Origin of the sequence: Streptomyces sp. NRRL B-1347 (genome assembly GCF_000720325.1) — a bacterium.
Classification (GTDB): Bacteria; Actinomycetota; Actinomycetes; order Streptomycetales; family Streptomycetaceae; genus Streptomyces.
Window position 1 is genome coordinate 25,673 of record NZ_JOJM01000022.1, and the last position, 18,443, is coordinate 44,115.

General features: G+C 70.5%; 17 protein-coding genes. 10 read left to right on the top strand and 7 right to left on the bottom strand.

What is annotated here, in order from left to right; genetic code table 11:
• Positions 1-25: 25 nt before the first annotated feature.
• The gene (locus tag IG74_RS0119810; RefSeq protein WP_030678667.1) at positions 26-841 is read right to left on the bottom strand and encodes a serine hydrolase domain-containing protein; all 816 of its coding nucleotides are present in this window, start codon (positions 839-841) and stop codon (positions 26-28) included.
• A 110-nt stretch (positions 842-951) separates the two neighbouring features.
• On the opposite strand from IG74_RS0119810, the gene IG74_RS0119815 reads away from it, so the two are divergent.
• Positions 952-1,392: a MerR family transcriptional regulator gene (locus IG74_RS0119815; protein ID WP_051855040.1), complete on the top strand. Its 441-nt coding sequence runs from the start codon at positions 952-954 to the stop codon at positions 1,390-1,392.
• 75 nt (positions 1,393-1,467) lie between these two features.
• Here IG74_RS0119815 and IG74_RS0119820 read toward each other — a convergent pair whose 3' ends face one another.
• The 3 genes from IG74_RS0119820 to IG74_RS0119830 form a co-directional block, all read right to left on the bottom strand.
• Positions 1,468-2,337: a DUF4429 domain-containing protein gene (locus tag IG74_RS0119820; RefSeq protein WP_030678672.1), complete on the bottom strand. Its 870-nt coding sequence runs from the start codon at positions 2,335-2,337 to the stop codon at positions 1,468-1,470.
• A gap of 75 nt (positions 2,338-2,412) precedes the next feature.
• The gene (locus IG74_RS0119825) at positions 2,413-3,624 is read right to left on the bottom strand and encodes an alpha/beta hydrolase (RefSeq protein ID WP_030678675.1); all 1,212 of its coding nucleotides are present in this window, start codon (positions 3,622-3,624) and stop codon (positions 2,413-2,415) included.
• Positions 3,625-3,917: 293 nt separating this feature from the next.
• Positions 3,918-4,547, bottom strand: a complete 630-nt coding sequence (locus tag IG74_RS0119830; RefSeq protein ID WP_030678679.1) for a TetR/AcrR family transcriptional regulator — start codon at positions 4,545-4,547, stop codon at positions 3,918-3,920.
• Positions 4,548-4,719: 172 nt separating this feature from the next.
• On the opposite strand from IG74_RS0119830, the gene IG74_RS0119835 reads away from it, so the two are divergent.
• Both IG74_RS0119835 and IG74_RS0119840 read left to right on the top strand, forming a co-directional pair.
• Entirely contained in the window at positions 4,720-6,339 is a 1,620-nt protein-coding gene (locus IG74_RS0119835) for an MFS transporter (protein WP_030678682.1), read from the top strand.
• Positions 6,340-6,605: 266 nt separating this feature from the next.
• The gene (locus IG74_RS0119840) at positions 6,606-7,016 is read left to right on the top strand and encodes a peptidase inhibitor family I36 protein (protein ID WP_030678684.1); all 411 of its coding nucleotides are present in this window, start codon (positions 6,606-6,608) and stop codon (positions 7,014-7,016) included.
• A gap of 49 nt (positions 7,017-7,065) precedes the next feature.
• On the opposite strand, the gene IG74_RS0119845 is transcribed toward IG74_RS0119840, so the two are convergent.
• Both IG74_RS0119845 and aceE read right to left on the bottom strand, forming a co-directional pair.
• The gene (locus tag IG74_RS0119845; RefSeq protein WP_051855041.1) at positions 7,066-7,872 is read right to left on the bottom strand and encodes a potassium channel family protein; all 807 of its coding nucleotides are present in this window, start codon (positions 7,870-7,872) and stop codon (positions 7,066-7,068) included.
• Between the two features lie 112 nt (positions 7,873-7,984).
• The gene (aceE, locus tag IG74_RS0119850; protein WP_030678688.1) at positions 7,985-10,732 is read right to left on the bottom strand and encodes a pyruvate dehydrogenase (acetyl-transferring), homodimeric type; all 2,748 of its coding nucleotides are present in this window, start codon (positions 10,730-10,732) and stop codon (positions 7,985-7,987) included.
• A 422-nt stretch (positions 10,733-11,154) separates the two neighbouring features.
• Here aceE and IG74_RS0119855 point away from each other — a divergent pair, with 422 nt between their 5' ends.
• The 6 genes from IG74_RS0119855 (at position 11,155) to IG74_RS0119880 (ending at position 15,994) form a co-directional block, all read left to right on the top strand.
• Positions 11,155-11,586 carry a DUF3052 domain-containing protein gene (locus IG74_RS0119855; RefSeq protein ID WP_030678690.1) on the top strand — a complete coding sequence of 144 codons (432 nt, stop codon included), beginning with the start codon at positions 11,155-11,157 and terminating at the stop codon, positions 11,584-11,586.
• 220 nt (positions 11,587-11,806) lie between these two features.
• The gene (locus tag IG74_RS0119860) at positions 11,807-12,274 is read left to right on the top strand and encodes a peroxiredoxin (RefSeq protein ID WP_030678694.1); all 468 of its coding nucleotides are present in this window, start codon (positions 11,807-11,809) and stop codon (positions 12,272-12,274) included.
• A gap of 148 nt (positions 12,275-12,422) precedes the next feature.
• Positions 12,423-12,998 (top strand): TerD family protein, encoded by a 576-nt coding sequence (locus tag IG74_RS0119865; protein ID WP_030678698.1) that lies wholly within the window; start codon positions 12,423-12,425, stop codon positions 12,996-12,998.
• A gap of 166 nt (positions 12,999-13,164) precedes the next feature.
• On the top strand, positions 13,165-13,740 hold the full coding sequence (locus IG74_RS0119870) for a TerD family protein (RefSeq protein ID WP_030678701.1): 576 nt from the start codon (positions 13,165-13,167) through the stop codon (positions 13,738-13,740).
• Between the two features lie 127 nt (positions 13,741-13,867).
• The gene (locus IG74_RS0119875; RefSeq protein ID WP_030678704.1) at positions 13,868-15,016 is read left to right on the top strand and encodes a DUF475 domain-containing protein; all 1,149 of its coding nucleotides are present in this window, start codon (positions 13,868-13,870) and stop codon (positions 15,014-15,016) included.
• Positions 15,017-15,253: 237 nt separating this feature from the next.
• Positions 15,254-15,994, top strand: a complete 741-nt coding sequence (locus IG74_RS0119880) for a TerD family protein (protein ID WP_030678713.1) — start codon at positions 15,254-15,256, stop codon at positions 15,992-15,994.
• Between the two features lie 19 nt (positions 15,995-16,013).
• Here the strand turns inward: IG74_RS0119880 and IG74_RS0119885 are convergent, their stop codons facing one another.
• A complete protein-coding gene (locus IG74_RS0119885; protein ID WP_030678716.1) occupies positions 16,014-16,952 on the bottom strand; it encodes a TerD family protein in 939 nt (312 codons plus the stop codon).
• Positions 16,953-17,250: 298 nt separating this feature from the next.
• Between IG74_RS0119885 and IG74_RS0119890 the strand changes: the two genes are divergently transcribed.
• Positions 17,251-18,417, top strand: a complete 1,167-nt coding sequence (locus IG74_RS0119890) for an HpcH/HpaI aldolase/citrate lyase family protein (protein WP_030678719.1) — start codon at positions 17,251-17,253, stop codon at positions 18,415-18,417.
• The last annotated feature ends 26 nt before the right edge of the window (positions 18,418-18,443 follow it).

Here is an 18,443-nt window from a genome sequence, read left to right on the forward strand (position 1 = left end):
CCCCGCACAGGGCACAGGGCACGGCTCAGAGTTCGGCCAGCACCGCGTCCGTGAACGCGGGCCACACCTCGACGGCCCAGGGCCCGAAGGCCCGGTCGGTCAGGGCCACGCACGCGGCCCCCGCGTCGGGGTCGATCCACAGGAACGTTCCGGCCTGCCCGAAGTGCCCGAAGGTCCGGGGCGAGGACGATGCCCCCGTCCAGTGCGGGGCCTTGCCGTCCCGGATCTCGAAGCCGAGCCCCCAGTCGTTGGGGTTCTGGTGCCCGTACCCCGGAAGCACCCCCTTGAGCCCCGGGTACGTCACCGACATGGCCATCGCCACGGTCCGCGGATCGAGCAGCCGCGGCGCCTGCACCTCGGCGGCGAACCGGACGAGGTCGTCGACGGTGGACACCCCGTCCTTGGCGGGCGACCCGCCGCCCACGAGCCCCGTGGACGTCATCCCGAGCGGCTCCAGGACGGCCTGCCGCAGATAGTCGGCGAAGGGGATGTCCGTCGCCTTGGCGATGTGGTCGCCGAGCACCTCGAACCCGGCGTTGGAGTAGAGCCGCCGCGTCCCCGGCGCGGCCGCCACCTGGTGCTCGTCGAAGGCGAGCCCGCTGGTGTGCGCGAGCAGGTGCCGCACGGTCGAGCCCTCCGGTCCGGCCGGCTCGTCCAGCTCGACGGCGCCCTCCTCGTACGCGACGAGCGCCGCGTACGCCGCGAGCGGCTTGGTGACCGAGGCCAGGGCGAAGCGGTGCGCGGTGGGCCCGCGGGTCCCGGCCACGGTGCCGTCCGCGCGGACGACGGCGGCGGCAGCGGTGGGGACCGGCCAGTTCTCGATCAGCTCCAGGCTCTGCATGCGTACGAGCGTAAGCGCCGCGGGAACGCGGCGGCAGCCAGGGGTCGGGCGGGCGGAGCGGACGCAATCCCCTTGCTTCGAGTGCGCTCCAAGGCCATAGCGTGGGGGCCATGACGGTCATGGAGACGGGGCCCGCCCTCGCGGAGAGCCACTACACGATCAGCGAGGTCGCCGCGGCGACCGGCCTGACCGCGCACACCCTGCGCTGGTACGAGCGCATCGGCCTGATGCCGCACATCGACCGCTCCCACACCGGCCAGCGCCGCTACCGCGACCGCGACCTGCGCTGGCTGACGTTCCTCGGCAAGCTGCGCAGGACCGGCATGCCGGTGGCGGACATGGTGCGCTACGCCGAGCTGGTGCGCGCGGGCGACCACACCTTCGCCGAGCGCCAGGACCTCCTGGAGGAGACCCGGCGCGACGTCCGCGCGCGCATCGCGGAGCTCCAGGACACCCTCGCCGTGCTCGACCACAAGATCGGTTCGTACGCGGTGGCGCGCTCGGAGGCCGCCGTCAGCGCGGACGCGGCCGCCGGGCCCTGCGGGACCTGACCGCCGCCCACCGGTCGCGACCGCTCATCGGCCGCGAGCGCTCACCGGTCGCGACCTCTCACTCGCCGCGAGCGCTCACAGCTCGGCGAGCAGCTCGGCCTTCTTCGCCGTGAACTCGTCGTCCGTGAGCAGGCCCGCCTGGTGCAGCTCGCCCAGGTGCCGGATGCGCTCGGCGATGTCGGCCGGGTCGCGCCGGCCGGCCGGGGCGGCCGCCGCGCTCTGCGTCACCGGGGCCGGGCCCGACGCCCTGACCGCCGCGAGCACCGACGCCGCGAACGGCAGTGACTCGTGTACGGGGCCGTAGCCGAGCCCGAAGACGACGGCTGCCGGGTCCTGGTCGGCCTGGGCGGGCTGCGCCACCGGCGTCTCCCGGCGCAGCAGCCGCAGATGTCCCTCGAAGACCTCCGGCGAGCGCCACTCGACCCCGCTGAGGTCGGTCACCAGGAAACTCTGGTCCCCGGCCTTCCACTTGGCCGACGACGCGCCGGTCCAGAACCAGCGGAAGGCCACCGACTTGCCGTCGAAGGACGCCTTCCCGTCGTACGCCTTGAACTGCAGCGGCACCTCGGGCGCGGCCACCAGGTAGCGGTCCGCCTCTCCCGGGTCCTCCGCGGGCAGCAGGGCGCGCAGCTCGTCCGCGTAGTACTCGGCGAGCGTCTCCCGCTCCGCGGGCAGCACCAAGCGGTACGGGTCGGCCCCGTCCTTGAGCTGTCCCGCCGCGGCCTCCATCAGTGGATCGGCACCTGGTCTCGGGACCAGATGCAGAACCGTCGTGCCCCGTTTGCCCGGTGTGAGCGTGACCCCCGCGATCGCCTCCAGGGGGATGCGGCGCTCGCCGAGAGCCTGGAACAGCTTCGGCGTACGGATCCCCCGTTCGAAGCGGATGAGCACGGAGTCGGACTCGAACTCCCAGGCGGCGTGAAATCCGGCCAGTACATCACCCATGCGGCTCATCGTATGCGGCACGCGCTCCTCCGTCTCTCCTGCGGCGGGCCGCTGTTTCGCCGATTTCTACGCGCGTCAGGCCGCCGTCGTACCGGAAATTCCGTCGTGGCAGCCCGCTTCCCCGTCAGCACAGCGCACCGCGCCGTACGCGCCGACGCCGATCCGGGCGAAGTTGCTGAGGCTGTCCGTGCCCGGCTCGAAATAGCCGGTGTGGCCGCGGGCGCGGTCGGCGGACACCACGCGGGCGCCGAAGCCGCCCGACACCGGGTCGGCGCCGTGGCCGAGCCCGCCGACTTCCATGTGCGGCACATCCTGGATCCAGTCGTCGCTGTCCCGTGCGGCCCACACCCGCGCGCGGGTGCCGAGCCCTGACACGTTGTCGGCGCGCATCCCGGGGCTGCCCGCGACCGCGATGTCCGTGACCCGGTCGGGCAGCCGCCGGGCGGCGACCCCGCACACCACCGAGCCGTAGCTGTGGCAGTACAGCGCCACGCCGGTGCGCCCCGGCAGGGCGCGCACCAGGGCGTCGAGGCGGACGGCGCCGTCGTCGGCCCGCATGGAGGTGGCGGCGTCCACGCCGAGCCCGACGGGCGTGGTGTAGTCGGCCCACGCGATCACGGCGGTCCGCGTGCGGGGGTCGGCCCTGCGCTCGGCGCGGTAGAGGGACCGGGCCATGCCGACCGGTGCCGCGTACTTGCGCTGGGTCCGCTCGAAGGTGAGGACGTTGGTGTCGACGCCCGGCACGATGACCGACACGCGGCTCGCCCGGTCGAGGTCTCCGAGGACCTCGGCCATGCGGCCCGAGCCCATGGGGTCGAAGGCGAGGACCTGGCGGCCGGGGCGCATCATCACGCCGAACCGCTTCATCCTGCGCTCCGCCTCCTGCTTGCCCACGGGCGAGAGCCGGTCGTCGTGCATGCGCCGCCGCTCGATCGCCCGGGCCTGCTTCAGGGCGATGCGGTTCGCGTGGAAGCGCAGCCGGACGGGGGCGCCGTTCATGTTGCCGACCGCGAGCGGGTAGCGGGCGGCCAGCCGGTCGCGCTGGTGCGCGGTCAGCGCGGCGAAGAACCGCGCGAGCCGGTCGGCGGGCGCGTCCGCGTCGGGCAGCGGGCGGCCACCGAGGTGCCCCCGCTCCCAGGCGGCGAGGCTGGCTTCGAGCGGCGACGCGGCGCCTCTGTTCTGGCGCACCGCGGTCCACCCGGTGGTCGCCAGCATGACGAACACGACGGTGAGCGCGAGCAATGCGCGCCAGATGCTGAGTTGGGGGGATGAGTCGAAGGAAGTCACTGCGGGACACACTAGGAGAAGGCTGAAGCCCGCCGTGCTCGGGGTGAGGCAGATCACGTTTCTTGCTGGGTATTTGCGGCAAAGCGGGCACGCGCTGTACCGGATCGTCACGCTCCGTCGAAGGGGCGTACGTGTGGCGCGCATGGGGCGCGCGGGGGAGCGGGGCCTGGAGTTGCCACGGAGCGTCAAGCTCCGCTACTCAACGTGGCGATCGGTGGAGGGTGTTGACCGGCCGCGTCCGGCGCCGACCCGTCGCGTCTGCGACCGTCGGCCGCGAACGCGCCCGAGGCGGGTCAGCGGCCGCGGTGCCAGTCCTCCGCGAGGGCGCCCAGATGATCGAGGTACTCCTCCGTCGTCGCCCGGATCGACTCGACGCTGGCGTCCTCGCCGGTGGCCCACAGCCGTCCCGCCGCCCGCATCACGCCGCCGAACGCGGCGGTCGCCACGCGCGGGCGCGGGTCGGCGGGGTCGAGGCCCTCCCGCTCGGCGAGCACGCGCGCGGCCCGCGCCTCCAGCTCGGTGGAGCGGTGCAGATGGGCGGCGAGCAGCGAGGGCGTCGACTCGATCATCTGGTACGTACGGATGTGGAGTTCGACCGGGATCAGCTCGGCCATGGCCTCGTTCATGGCCTCCCAGGAGTCGAGCACGGCGCCGCGCAGCGCCACGAACGGCGGCTCGCCCGGCGGGCGTTCGCGCAGGGCCCGCATGAAGCGGGCCTCCACCATCTCGGGGACGGCGAAGGCGGTCTCCTGCTTGCTCGCGAAGTGCCGGAAGAACGTGCGCTGGGAGACGTCGACGGCCTCGACGATCTCGTCGACCGTCGTCTCCTCGAACCCCTTCGTGGTGAACAGTTCGAGCGCCGCGCGCAGCAGCGCGTCACGGGTGCGCCGCTTCTTGAGTTCGCGCAAGCCGGGCCTGGTCACGCCGCTCCCTCTTCCTCGGATCCCTCTTGCGCGGATCCCTCCTCCTCGGGCCCCTCTTCTCCGGGGTCCGGCACACCCTACCCGCGGCCCCCGGGCGACGGACGTCCAAATGTCAGTGGCTGTCTTATGGAACCCTTTGTCAAGTGTCAGTGACTGACACTAGCCTCGGTCCATGACGACTCAGACTCCGATCGGCGCGGCCGACAAGCCGCCGGACCCGACGTCAACCTCCGCCTGGGGCAAGGGACTTCGCGGTCATCCCTGGCTCACCCTGGTCTCCGTCGGGATCGGCGTGATGATGGTGGCCCTCGACGGCACGATCGTCGCGGTCGCCAACCCGGCCATCACCAAGGACCTGGACGCCACCCTCGCGGACGTCCAATGGATCACCAACGGCTATCTGCTCGCGCTCGCCGTCGCCCTCATCACGGCGGGCAAGCTCGGCGACCGCTTCGGCCACCGCCAGACCTATCTCATCGGCGTCGTGGGCTTCGCCGCCGCGTCGGGGGCCATCGGCCTGTCCGACACCGTCTCGCTCGTCATCGCCTTCCGGGTGCTCCAGGGGCTGTTCGGCGCGCTCCTCATGCCCGCCGCGCTCGGCTTGCTGCGGGCGTCCTTCCCGGCCGAGAAGCTGAACATGGCCATCGGCGTCTGGGGCATGATCATCGGAGCCTCCACCGCGGGCGGCCCCATCGTCGGCGGTCTGCTCGTCGAGCACGTCAGCTGGCAGTCGGTCTTCTACATCAACGTGCCCGTCGGTGCCGTCGCGCTCGTCCTCGGCCTGGTGATCCTCAAGGACCACCGCGCGGAGAAGGCGCCCCGCTCCTTCGACGTCCTCGGCATCGCGCTGCTCTCGGCCGCGATGTTCGCCCTGGTCTGGGGGCTCATCAAGGCGGGCGACCCGTGGGGCTGGGGCAGCGGCAAGACCTGGGTGTTCCTCGGCGGCTCCGTCCTCTGCTTCGCCCTGTTCGCCTTCTGGGAGACCCGGGTCAAGGAGCCGCTGATCCCGCTCGCCCTGTTCCGCTCCGTACCGCTGTCCGCGGGCGTGGCCCTGATGGTCCTGATGGCCTTCGCCTTCCTCGGCGGCCTGTTCTTCGTGACCTTCTACCTGCAGAACGTGCACGGCATGAGCCCCGTCGACAGCGGCCTGCACCTGCTGCCGCTGACGGCCATGATGATCGTCTCCTCGCCGGTCGCGGGCGCCCTGATCACCCGGATGGGGCCGCGCGTCCCGCTGGTGGTGGGCATGGTCTGCACCGCCGTCGCGATGTTCGGCATGACGAGCCTGACGGAGGACACCGGCACCCTCGCCATGTCCCTGTGGTTCGCGCTGCTCGGCCTCGGTCTCGCCCCGGTCCTGGTCGGGGCCACCGAAGTCATCGTGGGCAACGCCCCGTTGGAGCTGTCCGGTGTCGCGGGCGGCCTCCAGCAGGCGGGCATGCAGGTCGGCGGCAGCCTCGGCACGGCCGTCCTCGGCGCGGTGATGTCCACCACCGTGGACTCCGACCTGGAGGGCAACTGGCGGGACGCCGGGCTGCCCGGCACCCCGCCGCCCGGCCTGGAGAAGGCGGCCTCGACCGGATCGGTGCCCGAGGAGATGGCCAAGGCCCCCGGCATGACCGAGAGCACCTTCGCCCGCATCACGGACGTCGTCCACGACACCTTCATGTCGGGCCTGGGCGTCGCGTTCGTCGTCGCGGGCGTGGTCGGCGCACTGGCGGCGGCGGTCGCCCTCCTGACCAAGCGGGGCGCGAACGCGGAGCCGGGCGGGGGCGGGGCGGGCCACATCTGAGCTGCGCCCCCGAAGGGGCGCGGGGCTGTATCGATATGCGGCTCCGCCGCGTGGGCGCGACAAGCCACGACGCACCCGCAGGCAAAGAACAGCCCCACCGCGGCAATCTCAGGAACATCCCTTACAGGTGAGGGGGCGGAGCCCCGCGGATCCGATCCGGGAGGTTCCACCTATCAGGGTGAGCCCCGCCGAAACCCCTTCCAGCTAACGGCGCCCGAGGCGCAAGGTGGCGACAGGTGATCGATACGACACGGGGGTTGATGCACATGCGTACGACCATGCCCACCGCCGCCTTCACGGCACTCACCGCCGCCGCACTCGCCGCGGCGGTCCTCACACCCGCGCACGCGGGCACCACAGCACCGGCACGGGCCGGTGCCGCGCCCCCGGGCAAGCTCGGCGCGTGCGGGCCCGGGGAGCTCTGCCTCTGGGAGAAGGCGGGCTTCAAGGGCGCGCGGCACGTGTTCGAGCTGGCCGGGGTCGACATCGAGAGCTGTGTCGCGCTGCCGGAGGGGGGCAGCGCACAGGCCCTCGCCAACCGCACCGGCCGCCCCGTCACCGCCTATCAGTCCCGGGAGTGCGCCGAGACGGCCGAGTTCAACACCTACCCCGGCGGCGGCACCTGGGCCCCCGAATCGCCCTATCGCATCCGGGCGTTCAAGGTCTGGGAGCACTGAGGCCAGCGGCCCCGGCGCACCGCGGGCACCCGGCCCGCCGGGAGGCGGGTCAGGGCCTGCGGGCCCGGGGGACGGGCGGGGCGGCCGTCTCCTCGTCGGCCACCGGGAGCGGCGCAGGACCCGCGGAGAGCGCGGCGACCTGCGCCCGCAGCGCCATCACCTCCGTGGTGAGGGCCTCGATCGCCGCGGTCTGGCGCCGCTCCTCCTGGTTGTCCTTCTCGAAGCGGGCGATGAACCACGCCGCGATGTTGGCGGTGACCACACCGAGCAGCGCGATGCCCGACAGCATCAGGCCCACCGCGAGGACCCGGCCGAGCCCGGTCGTCGGCGCGTGGTCGCCGTAGCCCACGGTCGTCATCGTGGTGAAGGACCACCACACGGCGTCGCCCAGGGTCTTGATGTTGCCGTCCGGCGACTCCCGCTCCACGGAGAGCACCGCGAGCGAGCCGAACATGAGCAGGCCGACCACGGCCCCCACCACATAGGTGGTCAGCCGTATCTGCGACGCCATCCGGGCCCGCCGCCCCACCAGGAGCAGCGTCGCGACCAGACGCAGCAGCCGCAGCGGCTGGATCATCGGCAGGACCACGGCGCACAGGTCGAGCCAGTGCGTGCGCACGAAGTGCGCGCGGTGCCCGGCGAGGGAGAGCCGCACCAGGTAGTCGGCGGCGAACGAACCCCAGACGAACCACTCCACCCCGGTGCAGGCGCTCGTCAGGGACGCGCTCGCCTCGGGTCTGACTATCGGTACGGCGTAGGCGACGGCGAAGGCCACGGCCAGGGCGAGCAGCGGACGTTGCGTGCGGCGCTCCCAGCGGACCTGTGCCGACTGCTGCTGTTCGGCCTTTTCCTCCATGGTCGCATCGTAGGAAAAGCCCGAAGGGCGACGGACCCCAGGTCCGTCGCCCTTCGCACTGATGAGGTGTTCGCGTGGGGTGCGGGGTGGTGGAGAGGTGCGGCGGAGCGCGTTACGCGTCGCCGCCGGCGGCGCCCGGATCGGCCGCCGTCACGTCCAGGAGCTGGTAGCGGTCGATCGCCTGCTTCAGGGCGGAGCGGTCGACCTTGCCCTCGCGGGCCAGCTCGGTGAGGACCGCGACCACGATCGACTGCGCGTCGATGTGGAAGTAGCGGCGGGCCGCGCCCCGGGTGTCGGCGAAGCCGAACCCGTCGGCGCCGAGCGACTGGTAGGTGCCCGGGACCCAGCGGGAGATCTGGTCGGGGACGCTGCGCATCCAGTCGGAGACCGCCACGAACGGACCCTCGGAGCCCGAGAGCTTGCGCGTCACGTAGGGCACGCGCTGCTCCTCGTCCGGGTGCAGCAGATTGTGCCGCTCCACCTCCACGGCCTCGCGGCGCAGCTCGTTCCAGGAGGTCGCGGACCAGACGTCCGCCTTCACGTTCCACTCCTCGGCGAGGATGCGCTGGGCCTCGACGGCCCACGGCACCGCGACGCCGGAGGCGAGGATCTGCGCCGGAACGGCACCCCGCTCACCGGACTTGAAGCGGTGGACGCCCTTCAGGATGCCCTCCACGTCCACGTCGGCGGGCTCGGCCGGGTGCTGGATCGGCTCGTTGTAGACGGTCAGGTAGTAGAAGACGTCCTCGCCCGGCTTGCCGTCGGCCGTCTCGCCGTACATCCGGCGCAGGCCGTCCTGGACGATGTGCGCGATCTCGAAGCCGAACGCCGGGTCGTACGCCACACAGCCCGGGTTGGTGGAGGCAAGGAGCTGCGAGTGGCCGTCCGCGTGCTGGAGCCCCTCGCCGGTCAGCGTCGTGCGCCCGGCGGTCGCGCCGAGCACGAAACCGCGCGAGAGCTGGTCGGCCATCTGCCAGAACTGATCGCCGGTCCGCTGGAAACCGAACATCGAGTAGAAGACGTACACCGGGATCAGCGGCTCGCCGTGCGTCGCGTACGCGGAGCCCGCGGCGATGAGCGACGCCGTGCAGCCCGCCTCCGAGATGCCGTCGTGCAGCATCTGGCCGGTCGGCGACTCCTTGTACGCGAGCAGGAGCTCGCGGTCCACGGCCTCGTACTGCTGGCCGAGCGGGTTGTAGATCTTCGCGCTCGGGAAGAAGGAGTCCATGCCGAAGGTGCGGTACTCGTCAGGCGCGATCAGCACGAAGCGCTTGCCGATCTCCTTGTCCCGCATCAGGTCCTTGAGCAGCCGTACGAACGCCATGGTGGTGGCGATGGACTGCTGGCCGGAGCCCTTCTTCACGGACGCGTACGTCTTGTCCTCCGGCAGCTGGAGCGGCTTGGCGCGCACGACCCGGGTCGGGACGTAGCCGCCGAGGCCCTGGCGCCGGTCGTGCATGTACTGGATCTCTTCGGAGTCGCGGCCCGGGTGGTAGTAGGGCGGCGCGCCGTCCTCCAGCTGCTTGTCCGTGATCGGCAGGTGCAGCCGGTCCCGGAAGCGCTTCAGGTCGTCCACGGTCAGCTTCTTCATCTGATGCGTGGCGTTGCGGCCCTCGAAGTTCGGGCCGAGCGTCCAGCCCTTGATCGTCTTGGCCAGGATCACCGTCGGCTGGCCCTTGTGCGCCTTGGCCGCGGAGAACGCCGCGAAGATCTTCCGGTGGTCGTGACCGCCGCGGCCCAGGTGCAGGACCTGGTCGTCGGTCATGTTCTCGACCATGGCGCGCAGCCGCTGGTCCTCGCCGAAGAAGTGGTCGCGGATGTAGCCGCCGGTCTCCGTGGCGTACGTCTGGAACTGGCCGTCCGGAGTCGTGTTCATCTTGTTGACCAGGACGCCGTCCCGGTCCTGGGCGAGCAGTGGGTCCCAACTGCGGTCCCACACCAGCTTGATGACGTTCCAGCCCGCGCCCCGGAAGATCGACTCCAGCTCCTGGATGATCTTGCCGTTGCCGCGCACGGGGCCGTCGAGGCGCTGGAGGTTGCAGTTCACGACGAACGTGAGGTTGTCCAGGCCCTCGCGCGCGGCCAGGGACAGCTGGCCGAGCGACTCCGGCTCGTCCATCTCGCCGTCGCCGAGGAAGGCCCAGACGTGCGACTTGGCCGTCTCGGCGATGCCGCGCGCCTCGATGTAACGGTTCATACGGGCCTGGAAGATCGCGCCGAGCGGCCCCAGACCCATCGAAACCGTCGGAAACTCCCAGAAGTCCGGCATCAGCCGCGGATGCGGATAGGAGGAGAGGCCGTAGGGCTCCTTGGACTTCTCCTGCCGGAAGGCGTCCAGCTGCTGCTCGCTCAGCCGGTCGAGCAGGAAGGCGCGGGCGTAGATGCCGGGGGACGCGTGCCCCTGGAAGAAGATCTGGTCGCCGCCGTCGCCCTCGTCCTTGCCGCGGAAGAAGTGGTTGAAGCCCACGTCGTAGAGCGAGGCGGAGGAGGCGAAGGTGGCGATGTGCCCGCCCACGCCGATGCCGGGGCGCTGGGCGCGCGAGACCATCACCGCGGCGTTCCAGCGGGTCGCGTTCAGGATCTTCCGCTCGATCTCCTCGTTTCCGGGGAAGAACGGCTCGTCCTTGGTGGCGATGGTGTTGACGTAGTCCGTGCTGCGCATCTCGGGCACGGCGACGCGCTTCTCGCGTGCGCGTTCGATCAGCCGGAGCATCAGATAGCGGGCCCGCTCACGGCCGCGCTCGTCGACGGCCGCGTCGAGGGAGTCGAGCCATTCCTGGGTCTCTTCGGGGTCGAAGTCCGGGACCTGGCTGGGGAGACCGCCAATGATGATCGGGTTGCGATCGGATCCGGAAGCCACGCTGTTCCTTCGCTGTGTTGTCGCGCGTGCACGCGATCGGATTCGTGCTCTGCCTTGACTCTGCTCTGGACTGTGCTGCGCTGTACGTGTGCTGTACCGGTACGTTACGACGTTCACCATCGTGTACCCCGGTGGTGGATACGTCATCTCTACCGGGGGGTAACCGGGATGCTGACTGGTGACCCTGGGGTAGGCTCGGTCAAATCGCAACGATACGCCCATCCTGCCTAAGGGCCGTGCGGGCCGTCCGGGCCCGACGGGTGTGGCGGGAGTTGCGGTGACACGGCCGGGAACGTCACCGTTTCGGCGGTCTCGACGGCCGGGTACTTGCGCGATCCGTCCCGCCCGTGTGGACTACGGCCAATGCCCCGCGCACGCGCGTGGCTGAAGGCATTCCCAAAAACATGATCAGGAGGCAATCCGTGAGCGCGACCGCGGACCACGCGGAGACGAACCTTGCCGTAAGGCTGGGTTTCCAGCCCGACATGGTGGTCCAGGAGATCGGCTACGACGACGACGTCGACCAGGAGCTCCGCGAGGCCATCGAGCAGGCTACCGGCACGGAGCTCGTCGACGAGGAATACGACGACGTGGCTGATGCAGTGGTGCTCTGGTTCCGTGAGGACGACGGGGACCTGACTGATGCGCTGGTGGATGCCATCGCGTACATGGAGGAGGGTGGCTCGATCCTGCTCCTCACACCGAAGACGGGCCGGGACGGATACGTCGAGCCCAGCGAGATCGGTGAGGCATCCACCACGGCGGGTCTGTCCCAGACCAAGAGCATCAACGCGGGCAAGGACTGGAACGGCAGCCGGCTCATCACGCCCAAAGCCGCCGCCAAGAAGCGGTAGCCGGCCGTAGGCCCTCTGCACCGTTTTCGTGAGGCCCCCAGTGCGCCGCTGGGGGCCTCACGCATGCCCTGACGCCGGGGCTCCGCCCCGGACCCCGTATCGGCCTGCGGCCTCGTCCTCAAACGCCGGACGGGCGGAAACCCCCCTCCCGTTCCGATCCCAGGCGTCAGCCGTAGGCTGGGCACGCCCCAATGGCGTACCCGAAGGGAAGTGGGTTCTCGTGACGGTTGCGGTCGGTGAGACGGCTCCGGAGTTCGAGCTCAAGGACAATCACGGGCGGACTGTGCGGCTCGCGGACTTCCGGGGGCGGAAGAACGTCGTACTGCTGTTCTACCCGTTCGCCTTCACCGGCGTGTGCACCGGCGAGCTGTGCGCGCTGCGGGACGAGCTGCCCAAGTTCGTCAACGACGACACGCAGCTGCTCGCCGTCTCGAACGACTCGATCCACACCCTGCGGGTCTTCGCCGAGCAGGAGGGCCTGGAGTACCCGCTGCTCTCCGACTTCTGGCCGCACGGCGAGGTGTCCCGGGCCTACGGCGTCTTCGACGAGGACAAGGGCTGCGCGGTGCGCGGCACCTTCATCATCGACAAGGACGGCGTGGTCCGCTGGACCGTCGTGAACGGCCTGCCCGACGCCCGGGACCTCAACGAGTACGTCAAGGCCCTCCAGGAGCTCGGCGGCCGCTGAGGCGGCAGGTGGTCCCGGGGGCGACACCCTGGGATTCTTCGGGTGCGGAGCCTGTGGCGAGCGGGAACCGCTCACTAGGATCCACACGTTGATCCGATGGCAAGCACGACTGGGGCTCCCCGCCCCTGGACACTATTTGGGAGGAATCGTGGGAGTCAGCCTCAGCAAGGGCGGCAACGTATCGCTGAGCAAGGAGGCGCCCGGCCTGACCGCAGTTCTGGTCGGCCTCGGCTGGGACGTCCGGACCACCACCGGTCAGGACTTCGACCTGGACGCCAGCGCCATCCTGACGAACGCCGAGGGCAAGGTCAGCAGCGACCAGAACTTCGTGTTCTTCAACAACCTGAAGAGCCCCGACGGCTCCGTCGAGCACACCGGTGACAACACCACCGGTGAGGGCGAGGGTGACGACGAGGCGATCAAGGTCAACCTCGCCGCGGTGCCGGCCGACATCGAGAAGATCGTCTTCCCGGTCTCGATCTACGACGCCGAGAACCGCCAGCAGTCGTTCGGCCAGGTCCGCAACGCGTTCATCCGCGTCGTGAACCAGGCGGGCGGCGCGGAGATCGCCCGCTACGACCTCTCCGAGGACGCCTCCACGGAGACGGCCATGGTCTTCGGCGAGCTCTACCGCCACGGCGCGGAGTGGAAGTTCCGCGCCGTCGGCCAGGGCTACGCCTCGGGCCTGCGCGGCATCGCGCAGGACTTCGGCGTCAACGTCTGAGCCGAGCAGTCCGCAAGTCCAAGCCGTCCGGCGCCGCACACCCGAGTGCGGCGCCGGACGCGCTCGGCACCGCAGTACCCGCCGCCACGCCCGGACCACGGCTTCCGCCACCGGCCCGGGCGGGCGGCAGCCCAACGGCAGGCACCACCCCGGGGAGGACACGATCATGGGCGTCACACTCGCCAAGGGAGGAAACGTCTCCCTGTCCAAGGCCGCACCCGACCTCACGCAGGTGATGGTCGGACTCGGCTGGGACGCTCGCTCCACCACCGGAGCCCCCTTCGACCTCGACGCCAGCGCCCTGCTGTGCCAGTCGGGCCGGGTTCTGGGCGACGAGTGGTTCGTCTTCTACAACAACCTGAAGAGCCCGGACGAGTCCGTCGAGCACACCGGTGACAACCTCACGGGCGAGGGCGACGGCGACGACGAGTCGCTCCTCGTGGACCTGTCCAGGGTCCCGGCCCACTGCGACAAGATCGTCTTCCCCGTCTCGATCCACGACGCGGACAACCGGGGCCAGACATTCGGCCAAGTCAGCAACGCGTTCATCCGTGTGGTCAATCAGGCCGACGGCCAGGAGCTCGCCCGCTACGACCTCAGCGAGGACGCCTCCACGGAGACCGCGATGATCTTCGGCGAGGTATATCGCTACGGCGGCGAATGGAAGTTCCGCGCCGTCGGTCAGGGGTACGCGTCCGGCCTGCGGGGCATCGCTCTAGACTTCGGAGTCAATGTTTCCTAAAGGACTCTCCCCGGGCTCCCCAAACGGCTGACGCGGTCGGCTCGCGGGGGTTCCCGGGAAGCCCCCGGAGGCGCGAGCAACCGGGGACGGCGCGGGGGAGACCCGTACACACACGATTGGGTAGCCAGTGGTACTGAAAACCTTCGGCTGGTCGTTCGCAGTCACTGCGCTCGGCCTGGTCGCAGCGGTGCTCTTCGGGGGGTGGACGGCGTTCGGGATCGTGGCGATCCTGTCCGTCCTCGAGATCTCGCTGTCCTTCGACAACGCGGTGGTCAACGCCGGAATCCTGAAGAAGATGAATGCCTTCTGGCAGAAGATCTTCCTCACCATCGGCATCCTCATCGCCGTCTTCGGCATGCGCCTCGTCTTCCCGGTCGTGATCGTCGCCGTCAGTGCGAGCATGGGCCCGATCGAAGCGGTCAAGCTCGCGCTCAACGACAAGGACCAGTACCAGCAGCTGGTCACCGACGCGCACCCGTCCATCGCCGCCTTCGGTGGCATGTTCCTGCTGATGATCTTCCTGGACTTCGTCTTCGAGGACCGGGACATCAAGTGGCTCGGCTGGCTGGAGCGCCCGCTCGCCAAGCTCGGCAAGATCGACATGCTGTCGGTGTGCATCGCGCTCGTCGTGCTGCTCGTCTCCGCGATGACCTTCGCCAAGAACGCGCACCAGCACGGCGGCACCCACGCCGACAAGGCGGAGACGGTCCTGATCTCCGGAGTCGCGGGTCTCATCACCTATCTGGTGGTGGGCGGCCTCTCCAGCTACTTCGAGAACAAGCTGGAGGAAGAGGAGGAGCGCGAGCACGAGGCCGAGGAGGAGGCCAAGGCCAAGGGCAAGCAGGTCTCCGTGATCCAGCTCTCCGGCAAGGCCGCGTTCTTCATGTTCCTCTACCTGGAGGTCCTGGACGCGTCGTTCTCCTTCGACGGCGTCATCGGCGCCTTCGCGGTCACCAACGACATCGTCCTGATGGCGCTCGGCCTGGGCATCGGCGCGATGTACGTCCGGTCGCTCACCGTCTACCTGGTCCGCCAGGGCACCCTCGACGACTACGTCTACCTGGAGCACGGCGCGCACTACGCCATCGGCGCGCTCGCCGCGGTCCTGCTCATCACCATCCAGTACGAGATCCACGAGCTCATCACCGGCTCCATCGGCGTCATCCTCATCGGCGCCTCCTTCTGGTCCTCCGTGCGCCGCAACAGGGCGCTGGCGGCGGCCGAGGGAAAGGGCTCGGGCTCGGACGAGAAGGCTGAGGTCTCCTCGGGCGTCTGACCGCCCCCGGGCCCCGGCCCGGACCACGAGCACCGCACTGGCGGCGTCCCCGGCACGGGGGCGCCGCCAGTGGCGTCCGGGCGCTGCCGTACGGTGAGATCCGGATCACTGGAGGGGACGTGTGACACCGGCTCCGGCGAGGAACTCTCTTGTTCGGGGCGGCTGTTGGGGCGCGACTCCCCGGTCGCCCCGGGGGCGCGGGCGGATGGTGACCGGGGCATCGAGTGGGGGGTAGGCATGGGCTTCTTCGACGGTCTGCGGCCCGGCCGTGCGATGGACTTCGCGGCGGGTTCGGCCGCGACGAACGCCATCGAGCTGACCAAGCGGCATCCGATGGTCTCGCTCAGCAAACAGGGCGCGGCCACGGGGAACCTCCGCGTCAACCTGTCCTGGCAGATGCGGACGTCCGACCTCATCGGCAAGAAGCGCGGCGGCGGCGGGCTGCTGCGCCACCCCTTCAAGCTGTTCCAGCCCGAAGAGGTCCAGGCGCACACCCAGAGCATGGTCAATGTGGACCTCGACCTCGGCTGTCTGTACGAGCTGGCGGACGGCGCCAAGGGCGTGGTGCAGCCGCTCGGCAACTTCTTCGGGAGCCTCAACTCGCCGCCCTATGTGAAGGGCAGCGGCGACGACCGGTTCGGTTCGGGCACGGGCGAGACGCTGTACGTCAACCTCGACCACCGGGAGTCCATCAAGCGGCTCCTGGTGTTCGTCTACATCTACGACCAGACCCCGGCCTTCGACCGCACGCACGCCAAGGTCACGCTCTACCCCAGCAACGGCCCGCGGATCGAGATCGACCTGGACGAGCGCCAGCCGCAAGCCCGCTCGTGCGCGGTGGTCCTCCTGGAGAACGTCAAGGACGAGCTGCTCGTGCGCCGCGAGGTGAAGTTCGTGTACGGCTTCCAGGCCGAGCTCGACCGGCTCTACGGCTGGGGCCTGCAGTGGGGCCGCGGCTACAAGTCCAAGGTCGGCTGAGCGGCCGCCCGCGCCCCGCTCAGCGCGCCAGGAACTGTGGCCCCTGCGGCGGCATCCGGAAGTTCGGGTCGGGCACGGGCGCGGCCGGGTGCGGATAGCCGTACGCCGCCTGCGGCGCCACCGGCGGCTGGGTGACGTGCGCGGCCGCGGGCTGCGGATAGCCGTAGGCGGGCTGTGGCGCGGGGTAGCGCGGCGGCTCGGGCGGATAGCCGTACGCGGGCTGGGGCGCGACGGCGGGCACGGGCGGCGCGACCGGGTACGCGGCGGACGGCTGCGGGGCGGACGGCTGCAGCTGGGCCGGAGGCACCGGGTGGGCAGGGTGGGCGGACGGGGGCTGCGCGGCGGCGCCGGGCCCGCCCGGCAGCGAGGCGTCCGGAGTCGGCTCGGGCACGGCCTCCGACTCGTCCACCGAGATGCCGAAGTCGGTGGCGAGGCCCACCAGGCCGTTGGAGTACCCCTCGCCGAGGGCGCGGAACTTCCAGCCCTCGCCGCGGCGGTAGAGCTCACCGCAGATCAGCGCGGTCTCGGCGCCGGTCTGCGGGGTGATGTCGAAGTACGCGAGCGGCTCGCCGGCAGCGGCGGCGGGCGAGGCGTCGTACAGCAGGATCCGCAGCGCCCGCACCTGCTCGAAGGGCACGTCCTCGGCGGAGGCGACCAGGAGCACGCGGTCGACGGCCGGGTCGAGGCCCGCGAGGTCCGCCTGGACCGTGTCGGTCAGATGGACGGCGGTGCCCTCGGTGACGCGCTTCTGGCCCAGGCGCCAGACCTTCCCCGAGGGGTGGCGCGGCTGGTTGTAGAAGACGAAGTCCTCGTCGGAGCGCACCCGGCCGTCGGTGCCGAGCAGCAGCGCCGACGCGTCGACGACGGGGGAGCCCTGACTCAGCGTCCAGCGCAGGACCGCGCGGACGGCGGTGGCTTCCAGCGGGACGTTCGACCCCTTCAACATCGCGTGCGTCATGCCGTCATCCTGCCCTTCCCGTCCCGGGCGGTACAACGTGGGGGCCCGGGGTTCTGCTCCGGACCCCGGTCTGCGGCGCCTCACGGGGCGCGCCCCGTAGGGGGTGCCCCAAGAGGGCGCCTTGTCCTATGACATCCGACTGTGCCGGTGTGGTGCCGAGGTGTACGACATGGCCGGGTTACCTGGATTTCATGCCTGAGGGGAACCTCGGACGCCCGCTCTTACGTACTATTACCGGCCACATCTTCGGATCGCATACGTGATGCGGGCGAAATCAGGAGAATCCCAGGGGAACCCCATGCGTCACTTCGGGCACATAGCCCCAGAGGTGCGAGAGCGCCTCTTTCACAGGGAGCCGTGCGCCTTCACCGCGGACTCCCCGCCGCAGCTCATCGCCGCCGCCCTCGGCGCGACGCTGTACAGCCCGGCCACCCGGCCGCAGCTGGCCGACGACATCCTCAAGCAGGCCGGCCGTGGCGTGATCTCGATGGTCATCTGCCTGGAGGACTCCATCGACGACGCCGAGGTCGTGGGCGCCGAGGAGAATCTGATCCGGCACTTCCGGGATCTCGCCGAGCGCCCGGACGCCGATCCTCCGCTGCTCTTCATCCGCGTCCGCGACCCGGAGCAGATCCCCGATCTCACCCGCAGGCTCGGCCCGGCGGTCCGGCTCCTGTCCGGATTCGTACTGCCGAAGTTCACCGAGGAGCGGGGCGTTCCGTTCCTGGAGTCGCTCGCCGCCGCCGAGACGGCGAGCGGGCGGCGCCTGTTCGCGATGCCGGTCCTCGAATCGCCGCAGCTGCTGTACCTGGAGAGCCGCGCGGAGACGATCGCCGGGATCGCCCGCACCGTCGACAAGTACCGCGACCGGGTGCTCGCGCTGCGGCTCGGCGTCACCGACTTCTGCTCGGCGTACGGCCTGCGCAGACCGCCGCACATGACCGCGTACGACGTGCAGATCGTCGCCTCCGTCATCGCCGACGTCGTGAACCACCTCGGCCGCGCCGACGGCACCGGCTTCATCGTGACCGGGCCCGTGTGGGAGTACTTCCGCGTCCAGGAGCGCATGTTCAAGCCGCAGCTGAGGCAGAGCCCGTTCCTCGAGGTCCGCGCCGAGGAACTGCGCCAGGCCCTCATCGAGCACGACCTCGACGGACTGCTCCGCGAGATCGAGCTGGACCGGGCCAACGGCCTGCTCGGCAAGACCTGCATCCACCCCTCGCACGTCATGCCCGTGCACGCCCTGTCCGTGGTCAGCCACGAGGAGTACAGCGACGCGCAGGACATCCTGCGCCCCGAGCGCGACGGCGGCGGAGTCATGCGGTCCGCGTACACGAACAAGATGAACGAGGTGAAGCCGCACCGCGCCTGGGCCGAGCGGACCCTGCGCCGCGCCGAGGTCTTCGGTGTCGCGCGCGAGGACGTCGGCTTCGTGGAGCTGCTCTCGGCGGGACTGCCCACCTGATGACGCGACAGGGCAATGAAGTGACA